Here is a 15,519-nt window from a genome sequence, read left to right as displayed (position 1 = left end):
TGAATTAGGAGAGGTCAAACATTTATTAAATTTATTATAATAGATTTTCATAGAATTAAAAACTGAAAATTCTAATTTCATGTTGAGAAAGTTTTTTGTATCGAAATATATGAAAAAATAGGGATTTTTATTGAAACAGAAAAAGATATTTCTATTTTAGTAAATTATGATATAGTCTAAATAAGCGTGTTTTTCCATAAATGTAATTATTTTCATTGTAGTTTCGTTTATATGAGGGAAGGAGAAGTAATTATGAAGTTTGATGATCAACGCTTATTAGGAGTCCGATTAGGTTCTGTACTTGTGACAGAGGAAAATCAATATTTAGTAATTAAGAAAAAAGATCATTATGCACTGTTAAATATACATAATTTAGAATGCACTCATGTTGAAGTGCAGTTAGAACATTTGGAAGAAATGTTGGGGGAAGATTTCCAAGAAAGCATAACGGAAATTATCGCACCAGAACATATAAAAATTGTTGCGAAAAATGTTATATAGATAAAGAAGCTGGAAGGAACAGCTTCTTTATTTTCATTATAAGGGTAACGTTTTTACAACTTCACCAATGATCCCTTCCATTTGATGAACACCTAAATCGGAATTGGTCATAATAACAGCACCATTCCAGCAGTATGGATAACAAACCATCATACATTGAAATCCAACGCCCCATCCGAGTGAATAAACCTGTAATTCTTCATTAGAATCATCTAGAAAAACACCTAATCCAGTCCATTTTGAGCAACCTTGAGGAGAAATCATGTCTATTACTAATTTTTGAGAAAGTTTTAGTTTACCCTTTCCTTGTAAGGAATGAATGATTTCAATAACTAAAGCTGGCAAGTCAGTTGGTGTTGTCCAAATACCTGAAGCAGCTGCGAATGGATAAAATGGATACTTCTCATTTGTTACAGTTCTATCTTTATTATGTCCGCAAGCAAAAACATCGCTTTTATCTATGTCTTTTGGAGAGAAAAGTGTACTATTTTTCATTTGTAGTGGCTGGAAGATGTGTTCTTCTAATAACTGACTAAATGATCTTCCTGTAATATCTTCAAGTAGTAGTTCAATAATACAAAAGTTTGCATCGGAGTAGTGAAATTCGTTTTCTGGTTTATAAGTTATTTCTATCGGTACTGGGCAATAGGATGTTTTACCGGCAAGGAGTTCAGACATGTTTGGTCGCCCTTGTGCAAATGTATAATGTCCAAAACTATTAGGAGGATCAATAATTCCAGATTGGTGACTTAATAAATTTCGCAGGGTGACTTTTTTCTGTGAGGTAAATAGGTTGGTAGGTATGTTCCAAGATGTGAGTCTATCATTTATGTCTTCATCTAAATGTATGATTTCTTGATCTGATAACGTTAGTACGAGCGTTGTAGTGATGAATTTACTAATTGAACAAGAGTTGAATATAGAATTCGTAGTGACAGTTCTAGTTGTTCCAGATTCAAGCGTTCCAAAGGCAATCGTTTCGTCTAGTTTGCCATCACGTATAATAGCAAGGCTTAAACCTGCAACGGAATATTGGTTCATTTTTTCGTATATATTGTTACTTTTTAAGTTCATAGTGGCTCCTTTCTTAAAAAGACAGAATGTTAGTTCTATTATACAGTAGTAAATAGAGAGAAAAAGAAAAAACTTCATCTTTTATCGATGAAGTTTTTTTAGTTAATTCGAAGTGAATGTTTTAAAAAATTTGTCTCGGTACATGTACATAAGCCATGAGGTTGTTAGTAAGGAAATAATCATTTGTTTATTTTTAATTGGCGCATTGAAAACAAGCCAGCCAACGATATCAAATAATAAATGTAGTGCAAATGAAAGAACTATAAATTGTAGTAACGTCTTAAAAAATCTTTTCATAATGTGTCCCCCTAAAATAAAAGGTTTTATTAACAGTGTTGTATATTACTATTATACATTAAATGTGTTTAGTGGTAAAATTTACACAAGTTAGTGAAATAAAACAAATGAAAGCTAATAAGGAGGGATAGTCATGGAATTTTGGATGATCATACCGATAGCGGTCCTTGGGTTTATTTATATCATTGAAAAATTAAATAGAATCGAAAAGAAAACGGATGCACGTTTAAAGAGGATGGAAGATAGATTACAGCTAATTTCGAAAGAAATGGGAATTGTAGATAGAGAACCTGAAATTAATAAAGAGTTACGTCAGCTTATGGAAGAAGGAAAAACAGTTACAGCAGTTAAGAGAGTAAGAGAGGCTTTTGGTTTTTCCTTATTAGAAGCGAAGCAATATGTTGATAAATTATAAAAAAGATCATCCATTTGGGTGATCTTTTTTCAATGCACCATGCGTGTATTTACATAAGCAGCGATTATAACGTGGCCAATTATAATGATAGGAAATAAGATTTTGACATTAGGAGTAGTGAAGACACTACCAATTGTGGCGATAATACCAGCAGTTAAATTATAAAGACCAACTATTTTTGATAACCTAACTTTATCTGGCACACGGCGTTCATTGAATCCTGATAAGAGCCAAGTGTATTGTTTAACTCCGATGAAATAGGTTAGTGCAAATGAAATAATTGCTAGTATGAATAATGAGGGGGAAGCAAAGAGAGTCATTGAAAACACCTCCGTTAAAGGGTTATAAATAAATTATAGTATGAATGTTATAATTTAACAAAATTAAAGCGTACAAAATTTGTGCGCTTTTTATTAATGGTATGAAAAATATGCAAAAAAAGATGGAACAAACTGTTAAGGTGAATTGTCTAATATAGGTAATAACTATTTCGTTTGAAAGAAAGGGTGGAGAAAATGAAAAATACATTATTAAAATTAGGGGTATGTGTTAGTTTACTAGGAGTAACTCAATTTGTTAGTACAGTTTCTTCTGTGAAAGCGGAACAAAAGCTAGAGCATAAAGCTATAAAAAATGAGACAGGAACTATTTCAATATCTCAGTTAAACAACAATGTATGGGTTCATACGGAGTTAGGTTCTTTTAATGGAGAAGCAGTTCCTTCGAACGGTCTAGTTCTTAATACTTCTAAAGGGTTAGTACTTGTGGATTCTTCTTGGGATGACAAATTAACGAAGGAACTAATAGAAATGGTAGAAAAGAAATTTCAGAAGCGTGTAACGGATGTCATTATTACACATGCGCACGCTGATCGAATTGGCGGAATAAAAACGTTGAAAGAAAGAGGAATTAAAGCGCATAGTACAGCATTAACCGCAGAACTAGCAAAGAAAAGTGGATATGAAGAGCCATTTGGAGATTTACAAACCGTTACAAATTTGAAGTTTGGAAATATGAAAGTAGAAACATTTTATCCAGGGAAAGGGCATACAGAAGATAATATTGTCGTATGGTTACCGCAATACAATATTTTAGTTGGAGGCTGTTTAGTGAAATCTACGTCCGCGAAAGATTTAGGAAACGTTGCGGATGCTTATGTAAATGAATGGTCTACATCGATTGAGAATGTGCTGAAGCGATATGGAAATATAAATTCGGTAGTACCTGGTCATGGAGAAGTAGGAGACAGAGGATTACTTTTACATACATTGGATTTATTAAAATAAGAAATTGTAGAAATACAAAAGAGAGGAGAAATAATTTTCTCCTCTCTTTCTTCTAACTATATTTAAATGCTGAATCTGTCGATTACGCCAGCATGTATTACTGAGATTTTAATTCCAAGTATACAAATACTAGAACTGTCATAATTGCTATAACAACGTAAGTAGCATCAAGCATTATAAGTGTTTTTAAAGTTTCAGTCATTCTAATTCACCCCTGTTATAAAAATATAACATGATCTTTTTATTGATTAGATAAGAGATCATAAAGATAAAATGTATATGAAATTTCTTAAGTAGTTTCTATATAAATATATCATATAAATAATGTAAGTAATGTTAAGATAGTGTAAATGTATTGTAAATAAAAAGCTTTACAATAAAGGCTTTAATAAAAAATGATAGTTTCTTAAAATAAAAAATACGCTATTCTTTCTATTGAATGATAGAAAAGGATGGCGTTTTTGTATGTCTATTTTCATATGTGATGAATTGCAACTATTTGTATAAGGATTCAAAAAATTTTCGTTGTATATATTTCTCCAAATTAATTATTTAGCTATTTAAAAGTATCGAAAGATGTGTGCACACTAATGTACATTTTTTAGTGTCAATAAAAATATTATGTCAACAATATGAACTGTCACAAATCTTTATATATTATTGTGATTGATATCACATCACTTTTTTTCAATGGGTATTATGCTTAAGGTGTAATGAATGATTGGGAGAGGGTGGGATGATATGTTTTGTTATCAATGTGAACAAACGCCAACAGGCGGATGTAAAGTGATGGGTGTTTGTGGTAAGAATGAAACGATTGCGAGTTTACAAGATACGATTGTGTTTGGGCTAAAAGGAATTGCAGCTTATCGCACACATGCTGCTCAGCTAGGGTATACGGATGCATTTGTAGATGCTACAACACAAGAAGCTTTATATATGACATTAACAAATTCTAATTTTAACGAACAAGAGCATATTGATATGGCTATGAAAGTTGGGAAATCAGCTTTACGGGTGATGGAGTTATTGGATGAGGCACATACGAATCATTTTGGTGTGCCAGAACCTGTACAAATTACACAAAATCGTGTAGAAGGTAAAGCAATTGTAGTTACGGGCCATAATTTATTTGCATTAGAAGAACTATTAAAGCAAACAGAAGGAAAAGACATTAATATTTATACGCATTCTGAAATGCTACCAGCACACGGATACCCGCAGCTGAAAAAATATAAACATTTAAAAGGAAACATCGGTAAGGCATGGTATGATCAAAGACGCCTTTTTGAAAAATTTACTGGTGCCATATTAGCTACAACGAACTGTGTTATGCCAATTAAAGGCTCGTACTCTGATCGATTCTTTTCATATGACATTGCAGGTTTAGAAGGTGTACAAAAAATTGAAAATGATGATTTTACAACGTTAATTCAAAAAACGCTAGAACTTCCAGAAGTACATATGGAGTCGGATGAACAGTTAGTGACAGGGTTTCATCATAATACAGTATTATCATTAGCTCCAGAAATTATTGACGCAGTAAAAAAAGGGAAAATAAAGCGTTTCTTTGTTATCGCCGGTTGTGATGCACCGGGAAAAGGCGGAGAATATTATCGTGAATTAGCAACGTCACTTCCGCCAGAAACGGTTATTTTAACAACTTCTTGCGGGAAATTCCGCTTTAATGATGTGGATTACGGTGTTGTACCTGGTACGGAAATTCCGCGTTACATTGATTTAGGACAGTGCAATAATTCAATTTCTACAGTGAAAATAGCGGCTGCTTTAGCTGATGCTTTTCAATGTGAAGTGAATGAATTGCCAGTAAGTATTGTCCTATCATGGTTTGAACAAAAAGCGGTTGCCATTTTACTAGGGCTATTTAGTCTTGGGATTCAAGATATTCGCATCGGTCCAAAGGCTCCTGAATTTATTTCAGCTGGCGTGCTTGATGTATTACAAGAAACATTTGGTTTAAAACTAATTACAAATGTAGCAGAAGATATGGCTATGATGTTATCGTAACAAAAAATGATCTGTCTTATTAAATAAGAAGAGCTAGCCATATTCATTAACTTTGGTATAGTATAGCGCCCCAAAACAAAAATGTAGAATTTTTATTTTGGGGTATTTTCTTTTCTTAGTGGGATAGGTATGGGGAAATTAAAAAAAAGAAAACAGACTGTATCGAATAGGTAATAGTTGATTTTAGAAAAAAATATAAAAATCGAGTTGACATTCATCGCTACTCAGTCATACAATGTACTTGTAATAAGCAATACTGAGTAGTGTTGTTTCTCAAAATATTTTCAGCAGACAATAGGTAATAGCGGATTTTAGAAAAAATTTGAAAATCAGTTGACTTCTATCGCTACTTAGTCATACAATGTAGATGTAATAAGTGATACTGAATAGTTCGAATTCACAAAAACTGTTCAGTGAAAAATTCGCCTTAGTACTCTGTAATACTGAATATAAGTCAGACAGAATAGGGGGTAAAGGAGGATCAGAACATGGAAAATTTAACTGAAATGTTGAAAGGTTCACTGGAAGGGTGTGTGTTGGAAATCATTAGCCGCCGTGAAACGTATGGTTATGAGATTACTCGCCACTTGAATGATCTTGGGTTTACCGAAGTCGTGGAAGGAACGGTGTATACCATTCTCGTACGACTAGAGAAGAAAAAGCTTGTGAATATTGAAAAGAAACCATCAGATATGGGGCCGCCTCGTAAGTTTTATTCATTAAATGAAGCTGGTCGTCAGGAGCTTGAATTATTTTGGAGAAAATGGGATTTTGTATCGTCAAAAATTAACGTCTTGAAGTCAAACTAGCCTCATAATATAAAATGTTTCGGCTCATATTTGGAGAGTTTCTTGTTCTGCTTTATAAAAAGGAGGAAAATAACATGTTGGAAATATTCAAAAAATTAATCGGTGATAAAAAAGAGTACAGAATGATGATGGCACGTGTTGCAGCACTGCCAGAGGACTATCAGTTTGTGTTTAAGAAAATTCAAAACTATATGTGGAATTTTTCGACCGGAAACGGGATGGATATGCTGCACATTCAGTACGAATTAATCGATTTGTTTGAAGCCGGTGCAGCGGAAGGTAGACAAGTGCTAGATATTACTGGGGAAGATGTGGCATCTTTTGCTGACGAACTAGTGGCAAACGCTAAAACGTATGTCTCCAAATATCGTGAAGATTTGAATGAAAGTATTATGAAGAAATTGAGAAAAAAATAAATGCAATACGTAATACCGACTGATTAGCTGGTCATAAATGTGAACTACCGCCATCGCTATTCAGTTATATTTTTAACTCAGTACTAAGTGTTACAGAATATCAGTGGTACTAAATAGAGGGTATAGGTAATTTATTTTTGTAAGGGGGAAAAAGCATGAGCAATGCAGCGATTTCTGTAAAAGGATTAAAAAAATTTTTTAAAGACAAAGAAGTGTTAAAGGGAGTGGATTTTGATGTACAGCGTGGAGAAATTTTCGCGCTGCTAGGCTCAAATGGAGCGGGAAAGACGACAACGGTCAATATCCTTTCGACGCTAATGAAGCAAGATGGCGGTGAGGTAAGCATTTGTGGATTTGATGTACAGCGCCAACCAGATCAAGTTCGTCAAAGTATCAGTTTGACAGGACAGTTTGCAGCTTTAGACGGCATGTTGACGGGGAAAGAAAACTTGATAATGATCGCTAAGTTACGTGGTGTTTCCAATCCCGCACAAGTTGCTGATAATCTACTTGCAAGATTTAGCCTGACTGATGCGGCCAACCAGAGGGCAGATCAGTATTCAGGAGGGATGAAGCGCCGGATTGATATCGCAATGAGTTTGATTGGGGCGCCAGCAGTTATTTTTCTCGACGAACCAACGACCGGACTTGATCCAGAAGCGCGGATCGAAGTGTGGGATACAGTAAAGGAACTTGCCGGTAGCGGTACAACTATTTTGCTTACGACTCAGTACTTGGAGGAAGCAGAACAACTGGCAGACCGTATCGCTATTTTGCATGGCGGAAAAATTATTACGACAGGTACTCTTGCTGAACTGAAAGAGATGTTCCCACCGGCAAAAGTGGAGTATATCGAAAAGCAACCGACATTGGAAGAAATATTCCTTGCGATCATTGGCAAAAAGGAGGAGATGTAAATGAAAAGTAAAACAGGTGTATTATTAGGTCGTTTAATGCGTAACATTATGCGCAGCCCGGATACAATTATTACAGTAGCGATTACGCCGATTATGATGATGCTATTATTTGTTTACGTATTTGGCGGGGCTATAAAGACAGGAACAGATAACTACGTCAATTATTTATTGCCGGGAATTTTGCTAATGGCTATCGCATCCGGTGTAGCTTACACTTCTGTGCGACTCTTTACGGATGTAAAGAGTGGGCTGATGGCACGTTTCATTACGATGCCAATTAAGCGTTCATCGATATTGTGGGCTCATGTTTTAACCTCTCTTGTTGCTAATGTACTTACTATCGTGGTGGTTATTCTTGTTGCATTATTAATGGGTTTCCGTTCCAGTGCTAATATTCTAGAGTGGCTCGCGGTAGCTGGAATACTTGGGATGTTTACGCTGGCGCTAACATGGCTAGCTATCATTCCAGGATTGAAAGCGAAGTCTATGGAAGGGGCGACTGCTTACTCGTACCCGCTAGTTTTTCTTCCATTTATTAGTTCGGCCTTTGTGCCTACCGAAACGATGCCAAAAATTGTTCGTGCGTTTGCAGAGAATCAGCCTGTAACTTCAATCGTGAATGCGATTCGTGCTCTTTTATATGAAGGAACTGTGGGTAACGATATTTGGATTGCACTCGCTTGGTGCGTAGGTATAATGGTCATCTCTTACTTTTTCGCCAGTAAAGCATTTAAACGTCAGTTAGGGTAAGAAACGAGATAAACGAAACCTTCAGGAATAATATATATTTAGAAAAGCACGGGAGATTTTCCGTGCTTTTATTATTTATCATGCTCTCATTGTAGTAAATGAAATGGTATTTAAAAATAGGATAATTATCCAGTGATAAAGCTTAATATTTGAGGCTCACTGCTTATGGAATGTATAAGCACACTCGTTTTTGTAAATCTGCTAATACTTCATCGGGTATTTCTTTGATTTTAATATCCTTCCCTAGAAAAAGCAGCCAATTTATTATTTCCGTCACTTCATCGGGATTGTTAACATTGATAAAAGTTTTTAAAATGGCTGTGGATTGGTAAGGATTAGTATAAGATATTGAAATTTTTAAAGGATGGTATTTTTTGAACTGGGCAATTGCTGTCGGACCAAGTTCAAGTACAAGGTTAATTGCTTCAGCCTTCTTACTTAGTTTTTCTAAAATCTTTTTCTTATTGAGCCTTTTATTCGTCGTGTACGGTTCGATATTGATGAGAGCATCGACAGGAAACATTAACTTCTTTTCTTCTTTTAAGTCAAATCCTTCAATGATCCAATGGCTTTTTTCTTGATAAAGGTGCAATAGATAAATTGGATAAGACTTGATTTCTTCATCTTCTTTGATAGTAATCAATAAATGGTTATCTAAAAGAAGGATTTGAATGAGTTTTTCTAACATAGGATGGGGGAGATCAGAAAGCTCAAGTAGATCGGGATTATGAGGATTAGTTCCTTGGAACAGCAAGAGTTGATTTAAAAGAACGAGGTCATCTTGCTGGGTTTCTGAGATGAGTCCTAGTAGTTTTTCAGCTAAAGATTGACGACTTTTTAGATAGGGAAGTTGTTGATTCCTCGTAGCCATAAAGGCAATAAAAAGAGCTTTCACTTCATTATCAGTAAAGCGAACAACGGGCAGGATAGAATTATGCATAACAAAATATCCACCCGTTCTCCCAACTTCAGCGACAAGTGGCATTCCCATAGCTTCAATTTCTCTAATGTCTCTAATAGCTGTCGATCGTGATATGTTAAATTCTCGTATGATTTCAGAAATTGTAAAGTGAGAGCGGTTGTTAATATATCGCATAATTGTATTGATCCGTTCAACTTTTTTCATTTTGGTCTCCTAAACAGTATCATTTTTTGACATGGTTTAAAGATATTATAAACGTATCAGATGAAAAGATAAATCGTTTGATTAATAAAAAAAGAGGCAGGTTTTGTATATGAAAAATTATACTATAGAAGAAAAAGATAGCTTTATTGTGTTAGGTATTGGAACTGAAATTAAGAGTGAGTACACAGACTTTGCTGGAATAAATAAAGAAAAGGAAGACTTTTGGTCGGCTGTTAAAGAAGATGGAAGGCTGGACACTTTAAAAGCTTTAGCGACAAATGAATACATTTTTTCTGTGAGCGAAGCGGTGAATAACAAAATGATGTATTATGCGGGTGTCATGACAGAAGCACAAATAGAAGAAGAATCTAGAGTGATTCAGTTTCCGAGGGGAGAATACTTAGTAGTAAAAGGGGAAGACAAAACAGCTGAAGAGTTAAGTAATAAGTTGACTGGCATCGCCTTCGGTCAAGCTTTACCAGATGCAAATGAGTTTGCTTATGTTGGTGGACCAAATACGACGGTTGAGATGGGGAAAAGAAACGGCTTAGTGTTTGGTGAAATGTGGATTCCAGTTGTAAGGAAGTAAAGTGATAAAAGATACGAATATGGGAAGTAGAGGCTAACAATCTTGGATTGTTGGCCTTTTTAACATGAATATAATATTCATATGTCTATTGTATTTTTTGCGACAAGATTAAATAGCTTTTTTGTTACTTTACAATAAAGTATACTTAATATCAGTAATTCATATAATTAGGAGTGGTTTCTATATTTAGAGAAAATACAAAAAGGATACTTCTGTCATTAGTAACAAATCCAATACTAATAATTGTATACGGGATTTTTTGTTATGAGTTGGCCTTATACTGTAAGTACGGAAGAATGAATTATAATATTTACATTTTGTTATTATGTATAGTACTTTTTATATCCATAACTACATTTACTACAATGCGGGTGATAAAAAATAGAGAATATAAATCTAAAAAATTAACAAATTCAATGGCATGGAGATCCATTTCTATTATCGTTATTGTTGCAATTACATCATTTTATGGGATGCAGATTTATAAAAGTGCAATAAATTACAATGGCAAATTGGCATGGTTTATAGAAAAGTTAAAACATGAAAGGTCAGTTAAACTTAAACATAATAATATATATAAATCTGGAGTAGAAGGTATTTTTGAAGATATAAATAAAAAATATCCTTTGCCAAAGAAATTGTATATGGCAACTGATTTTGATCTTACGTTTCATTCAGATGGAACAATCACAGCGTTTGATACATTTGTTTATGGGAAAAATGTTGATGGGAAAGAAGAAACTTATTTAATCTCTTATAATAAGAAGAAATCAGAAGATATTACTATAATACGAGATGGATACGCAAAGCCTGATTATAATGATGATAAATTAGTAGAACCTTTAATTAAAACGGTTAAGGCGATCCCAGTTAAGCAAACGGTCAAAAAATGGAATGAAAGTAAGTATGGGTTGATTTATTATGGAAAAAGAAATTGGGGATCCAATACAGAGGGAATTATTAATATTACTGAGGATGGTAAGGAGCAGAGTCTTAAAGAAGCAGCTTCTGATATCATTGGATATACTGTATCTATATTTGTCCCTGGAAAAGAGAAAGAGCTAGTCCCTGCTAGATATAATTTAATAAGTGACGCAAGTTGGAGTAAATCAAAGACGCCTCCAAAAGAAGATAGGCTTAAAGAGAAGGAACAACAAGATTTAAAGAATGAAAAAGAACAGTTTTTCCTATCGAAAGAAGTTGGTTATAAACTAAATATGACAGATAAAGCATTAGGGAGCGCCTTTTATTCATTAAGCAAGACTAGTGATGAAGGGAAAACATGGGAGGTTATCAATCCAGACCCATTTAATGGGGGGATTGGTAGTGTATCAGGAATCACTTTTATAAATGATAAACTTGGGTTTTTAGGAGCAATCAGGCCTTCTGGTAATGAAGGAGAGTTATATCGTACAGATGATGGGGGAGTATCTTTCAAAAAGGTAGAATATCCGCCGCATGAAGTGAAATTAGATCATACACAGTCCACAATAAGTCCTTTTGATTCTCCTAGTATGCCATATGAGAAAGATGGGGTTTTTAATATGTTAGTTGGACAAGGGGCAGATGGAGACTACAATGGCGATAGTAGTGCACTTTATCAATCAAAAGATAACGGAGAGACATGGGAATTTGTAGAAGAAGTGAAAAAGAAATAACCAGAATGTCTTTTTGAAAAATAAGGTAACTACTCAGCTATACATTTCATTTAGAAATTTGGTAAGGAGTATAATTCCAGCCATGAAGATAAAAATGGACCTATACCTCGCTGCCTTTCTTTGTTTTATTTCTTATGCTTACTATCAACGCTATATTTATAGAAAGGTATTTTGGTGATATACAAAAGTGGATTCGAAATATTACATGTTGCTTTGCTTTATTCGTAGTAGTTTTAGTAGCTCTACGGATAGGTTACTTTTGAATCTAAATATTTCCATTTTGTGTGTATCACTTCTACCTCAATTTTAAGATCCAGAGAAGGGATTGCTGCTTTTTCAAGGTGAAGTTTTGGGGCTTACGCAAATCACTGTTAGCTTTATAGTTAACCTTGTAATTGTATGTACAGCAAGTAAAATTGCAAAATGGTTTGGCACACGCCCGACGTGGCTACGAGTACAGCGTTGGCTTATGGCAAGTGTTTTAACGGTGCTTGCTGTACGTCTTGCTTTTGAACGTCGACAGTAAGAGCCTCTTTACCTTCAGTTTCTATAATATAACCTAATAAATATTAATATAATTTATGTATAGTAGATATTAACCTTATAAAATAAGGGGGGAATATTATGACTGAGACAAATGAATCTTCAGGAGTCAATTTGAAAAAAGATATGAAGTTTTCTATTATAATTCCTGCACACAATGAAGAAAAGTACATTAGAAAATGTTTAGATTCAATTGCAAAGGCATCAGAGGCATATAAAGAGCAAACGGAAGTTATAGTTGTTTTAAATCGTTGTACAGATAAAACAGAGGAAATAGCAAAATCTTATAATTGTATTACATTGAAAAATAACGATAAAAACTTATCTAAAATTCGAAATGCAGGGGCTAAAATAGCCAGTGGAGAAATAATCGTTACTATAGACGCTGATACGATAATGACAGAGTCTATGTTGTCTAATGTAGATAAATATTTAGCTTCAGGTAAATACATTGGTGGTGGGGTGAATGGGAAGTTTGAAAGAATATCTTTAGGAATATTTCTCTCCGCAATGTTAATCATAATCCCTTTACTTTTTAAGTACGGAGCTATATCTGTAGGGATTTTTTGGTGCTATAGAAAAGACTTTATGGCAATCAATGGATTTAATGAAAACATGCTTATGGCAGAAGATGCAGATTTCGCAAAACGTTTAAAAGAGTGGGGAAAGAAAAATAATAAGAAATTCGGTACTATTAAAAATGGAATGATAACTTCATGCAGAAGATTTGATACATATGGAGACTGGACTTTATTTAAAAATCCAAAAGTAATTTTAGCTTATCTAAAAGGAAATGATAGAAAATACGCAGATAAGACATATTATGATAACCAAGAAAGATAAAAGTGGAGAAAAGCGGCAGAGGATAGCTAGTACTTTTTTTAGATATGATGAGAATCCAACTTAATTTAATAGATATTATAAGAAAACCATCAATTTGATTATCCTTTTTCAAATTGATGGTTTTTATTTTTGAAATAAATATGTATTTTTTATAAAAATATTTTTTGACCCCCATAAAACTATGTATTCCTCCGAATATGTATAGTGAAGAAAATAAATAGAAGAAAAATGACTATGAAAGAATATAGAAGTATTAATAAAATTACTAGATTAAGTGGGCATCCAAAAAAAAGGATGAAATTACCAATGGTATAGAGGAGAGTTATTCAAGAATTGCAGATAAAATAGAAAAAGAATAAGCAAAACGAACGGTAGAAAATAAGAAAGTAGATAAAAATACAACCTTAACTTTAGTGCTGAGAGAAAAGGAAAATCATTAAGAAAACGTTGGGAAAAGTTAGACTCGAAAAATATAATTAACAGCAAGAAAACAAGACCGAAGAAAAGTACCAAGAAAATCTGGTTAAATGGTCACTTGTGCAGTAGCCATTTTGCTATTTGAAGGAGGCTGGGAGATTACAAGTGTTGAGTTTAGTAATGAAGATCTTAAGAAAACCGAAAATAGAAGATATCGTATGTAACATACAAAACAACGAAGAAGATAAAGAAGCGTTTATCGTACAGTATCAGCCTTTTATTAGAAAATCAATTTCATCTGTCTGCCGCCGATATATTACAGAACAGGATGATGAATATAGCATTGGATTGTTTGCGTTTAACGAAGCAATTGAACAGTATTCATATACAAAAGGAAAATCCTTTTTAGCGTTTGCTGATCTTCTTATAAAAAGAGATGTAATTGACTATATACGTAAGGAGTCTAAACATAACTTTGTCTTTTTAAAAGAAGATGAGCAAGAGGAAATGTTAGAAATGCAAGTGTCGCTTACGGAGTATATGAAAGAGATGGAAAATAGTAACCGTAAGGAGGAAATTCTTCATTTTCAAAGTGTGCTAGCTGAGTTTAAAATCACATTCTCAGAGCTTGCTAAAGAATCTCCTAAGCATCGTGATACACGTGAGCACTTAATAGAAATTGTGAAAATTATTATAAAAGAAGAGGAAATGATGGAAGAGCTGTTCCGAAAGAAAAAGTTACCGCTTAAACATATTGAACCGCGTGTTAGGGTAAGTCGCAAAACATTGGAGCGTCATAGAAAATATATCATTGCAATGTGTATTATCTTTGCAAACAACTATACATACATTCTTGATTATATAAAGGGAGGGAAGCATGATGAATAAAGGAATTGTGATGGATATAAAAAAGCATAGCGTAGTTGTTTTAACTCCAAATGGAGAGTTTATTACGTGTAAAAGAAAAGGGGATTCTTGCATAATCGGGGAAGAAATCTCATTTGATGAGCAAGAACAAAAAGCATCGTATTTTTCAATCCCTTCCTTTTTAAAGCCTGCATCAATACTTGTTGCTTGTTTTCTATTTGCAGTGCTGTTTTTCTACAACCAACCAGAAGAAAAAGTATTTGCTTACGTCTCAGTTGATATAAATCCAAGTTTAGAGGTGAGCGTAACAAAGGATTTTCGTGTTATAGATTTGCAGGCTTGTAATGATGATGGAAGGCGTATTTTAAAAGAATTGAAGCAATGGGAAAATAAACAATTGCAAGAAGTAATACGTACTATTATAAAGCAAAGTCAAGAGGATAAGTATTTAACGAATGATAAGCAAGTTATGCTAACAGCTGTTGCAAAGGACAAGGCACTAGAACCACTTTTGGAAAAGGCAATGAAAGAATTAAAGAAAGAATATGAGCTAAAACATATTACAGTTGAATATCAAAGTAGCACAATGCAAGTACGAGAGAATGCTAGAAAAGCTGGAATTGGCACAGGTGTCTATATAAAGCAAGAGAATGAGAAGAACAAATCGCTTACGCCTCCTGCCACGCCGTCTAATCCGGTGGAAAACGAAGAAGAGGTGCAATCGCAACCGGAGTCATCTCCTGATGCAACAATGGATTTGTCTCCCGTACAAGAAAAAAAGTATGAGAAGCAAGAGCATAAAGAACAAAAGAAAACAGAGGAACAGCCATCGAAGCAAATAAAAGAAAACAATGGAAGAGGATCTCAGCAAGAAAATAGAAGGAATCAACAGGAGAATAACAGTAGAGAAGCTCAACAAGGAAATAATGGGAATGAGCAAGGAAACAACGGAAGAGGACCTCAACAAGGAAATAATGGGAATG

The 15,519-nt window shown here is 34.1% G+C and carries 17 protein-coding genes and 2 pseudogenes; 15 read left to right on the top strand and 4 right to left on the bottom strand.

What is annotated here, in order from left to right; genetic code table 11:
* The first annotated feature begins 252 nt into the window (after positions 1 to 252).
* Positions 253 to 501, top strand: coding sequence for a hypothetical protein (locus tag BAQ53_RS16090; RefSeq protein ID WP_208905872.1), 249 nt, complete (start codon positions 253 to 255; stop codon positions 499 to 501).
* A gap of 36 nt (positions 502 to 537) precedes the next feature.
* Here the strand turns inward: BAQ53_RS16090 and BAQ53_RS16085 are convergent, their stop codons facing one another.
* Complete coding sequence (locus tag BAQ53_RS16085) at positions 538 to 1,575, bottom strand: serine hydrolase domain-containing protein (RefSeq protein WP_208905870.1); 1,038 nt, start codon at positions 1,573 to 1,575, stop codon at positions 538 to 540.
* A gap of 102 nt (positions 1,576 to 1,677) precedes the next feature.
* Positions 1,678 to 1,872, bottom strand: coding sequence for a hypothetical protein (locus BAQ53_RS16080; RefSeq protein ID WP_196478567.1), 195 nt, complete (start codon positions 1,870 to 1,872; stop codon positions 1,678 to 1,680).
* 133 nt (positions 1,873 to 2,005) lie between these two features.
* On the opposite strand from BAQ53_RS16080, the gene BAQ53_RS16075 reads away from it, so the two are divergent.
* Complete coding sequence (locus BAQ53_RS16075; RefSeq protein WP_086409462.1) at positions 2,006 to 2,287, top strand: hypothetical protein; 282 nt, start codon at positions 2,006 to 2,008, stop codon at positions 2,285 to 2,287.
* Between the two features lie 29 nt (positions 2,288 to 2,316).
* On the opposite strand, the gene BAQ53_RS16070 is transcribed toward BAQ53_RS16075, so the two are convergent.
* On the bottom strand, positions 2,317 to 2,607 hold the full coding sequence (locus BAQ53_RS16070) for a DUF3784 domain-containing protein (RefSeq protein WP_208905861.1): 291 nt from the start codon (positions 2,605 to 2,607) through the stop codon (positions 2,317 to 2,319).
* Between the two features lie 195 nt (positions 2,608 to 2,802).
* On the opposite strand from BAQ53_RS16070, the gene bla2 reads away from it, so the two are divergent.
* From bla2 to BAQ53_RS16040, 6 genes are all read left to right on the top strand, one after another.
* Entirely contained in the window at positions 2,803 to 3,573 is a 771-nt protein-coding gene (bla2, locus tag BAQ53_RS16065; RefSeq protein WP_208905853.1) for a BcII family subclass B1 metallo-beta-lactamase, read from the top strand.
* Positions 3,574 to 4,314: 741 nt separating this feature from the next.
* Positions 4,315 to 5,601: a hydroxylamine reductase gene (hcp, locus tag BAQ53_RS16060; protein WP_151522769.1), complete on the top strand. Its 1,287-nt coding sequence runs from the start codon at positions 4,315 to 4,317 to the stop codon at positions 5,599 to 5,601.
* A gap of 488 nt (positions 5,602 to 6,089) precedes the next feature.
* Positions 6,090 to 6,410, top strand: a complete 321-nt coding sequence (locus BAQ53_RS16055; protein WP_000429484.1) for a PadR family transcriptional regulator — start codon at positions 6,090 to 6,092, stop codon at positions 6,408 to 6,410.
* Positions 6,411 to 6,484: 74 nt separating this feature from the next.
* The gene (locus BAQ53_RS16050) at positions 6,485 to 6,826 is read left to right on the top strand and encodes a DUF1048 domain-containing protein (protein WP_000889650.1); all 342 of its coding nucleotides are present in this window, start codon (positions 6,485 to 6,487) and stop codon (positions 6,824 to 6,826) included.
* Positions 6,827 to 6,981: 155 nt separating this feature from the next.
* Positions 6,982 to 7,743 (top strand): ABC transporter ATP-binding protein, encoded by a 762-nt coding sequence (locus BAQ53_RS16045; protein WP_208905845.1) that lies wholly within the window; start codon positions 6,982 to 6,984, stop codon positions 7,741 to 7,743.
* Entirely contained in the window at positions 7,744 to 8,493 is a 750-nt protein-coding gene (locus BAQ53_RS16040; protein WP_000837801.1) for an ABC transporter permease, read from the top strand.
* 163 nt (positions 8,494 to 8,656) lie between these two features.
* Here BAQ53_RS16040 and BAQ53_RS16035 read toward each other — a convergent pair whose 3' ends face one another.
* Positions 8,657 to 9,619, bottom strand: coding sequence for a helix-turn-helix transcriptional regulator (locus BAQ53_RS16035; RefSeq protein WP_086406939.1), 963 nt, complete (start codon positions 9,617 to 9,619; stop codon positions 8,657 to 8,659).
* Positions 9,620 to 9,728: 109 nt separating this feature from the next.
* Between BAQ53_RS16035 and BAQ53_RS16030 the strand changes: the two genes are divergently transcribed.
* From BAQ53_RS16030 to BAQ53_RS16000, 7 genes and pseudogenes are all read left to right on the top strand, one after another.
* Positions 9,729 to 10,208 (top strand): GyrI-like domain-containing protein, encoded by a 480-nt coding sequence (locus BAQ53_RS16030; RefSeq protein WP_000801038.1) that lies wholly within the window; start codon positions 9,729 to 9,731, stop codon positions 10,206 to 10,208.
* A gap of 173 nt (positions 10,209 to 10,381) precedes the next feature.
* Complete coding sequence (locus tag BAQ53_RS16025; RefSeq protein ID WP_347876351.1) at positions 10,382 to 11,866, top strand: WD40/YVTN/BNR-like repeat-containing protein; 1,485 nt, start codon at positions 10,382 to 10,384, stop codon at positions 11,864 to 11,866.
* 107 nt (positions 11,867 to 11,973) lie between these two features.
* A pseudogene (locus BAQ53_RS16020) lies at positions 11,974 to 12,129 on the top strand (DUF3963 domain-containing protein); the annotation flags it as partial.
* Positions 12,123 to 12,392 (top strand): annotated as a pseudogene (locus BAQ53_RS16015) (LysE family translocator); the annotation flags it as partial. The pseudogenes BAQ53_RS16020 and BAQ53_RS16015, both read left to right, overlap by 7 nt.
* A gap of 98 nt (positions 12,393 to 12,490) precedes the next feature.
* Positions 12,491 to 13,252, top strand: coding sequence for a glycosyltransferase family 2 protein (locus BAQ53_RS16010; protein WP_000141001.1), 762 nt, complete (start codon positions 12,491 to 12,493; stop codon positions 13,250 to 13,252).
* A 582-nt stretch (positions 13,253 to 13,834) separates the two neighbouring features.
* Positions 13,835 to 14,557, top strand: a complete 723-nt coding sequence (gene sigI / locus BAQ53_RS16005) for an RNA polymerase sigma factor SigI (protein ID WP_002181307.1) — start codon at positions 13,835 to 13,837, stop codon at positions 14,555 to 14,557.
* On the top strand, positions 14,547 to 15,519 hold a 973-nt coding region (locus tag BAQ53_RS16000; protein WP_208905843.1), incomplete at its 3' end, for an anti-sigma factor domain-containing protein. The genes sigI and BAQ53_RS16000, both read left to right, overlap by 11 nt.

Origin of the sequence: Bacillus sp. B25(2016b) (genome assembly GCF_001679765.1) — a bacterium.
Lineage (GTDB): Bacteria > Bacillota > Bacilli > Bacillales > Bacillaceae_G > Bacillus_A > Bacillus_A thuringiensis_K.
This window is presented reverse-complemented; position numbering and strand designations above follow the sequence as displayed.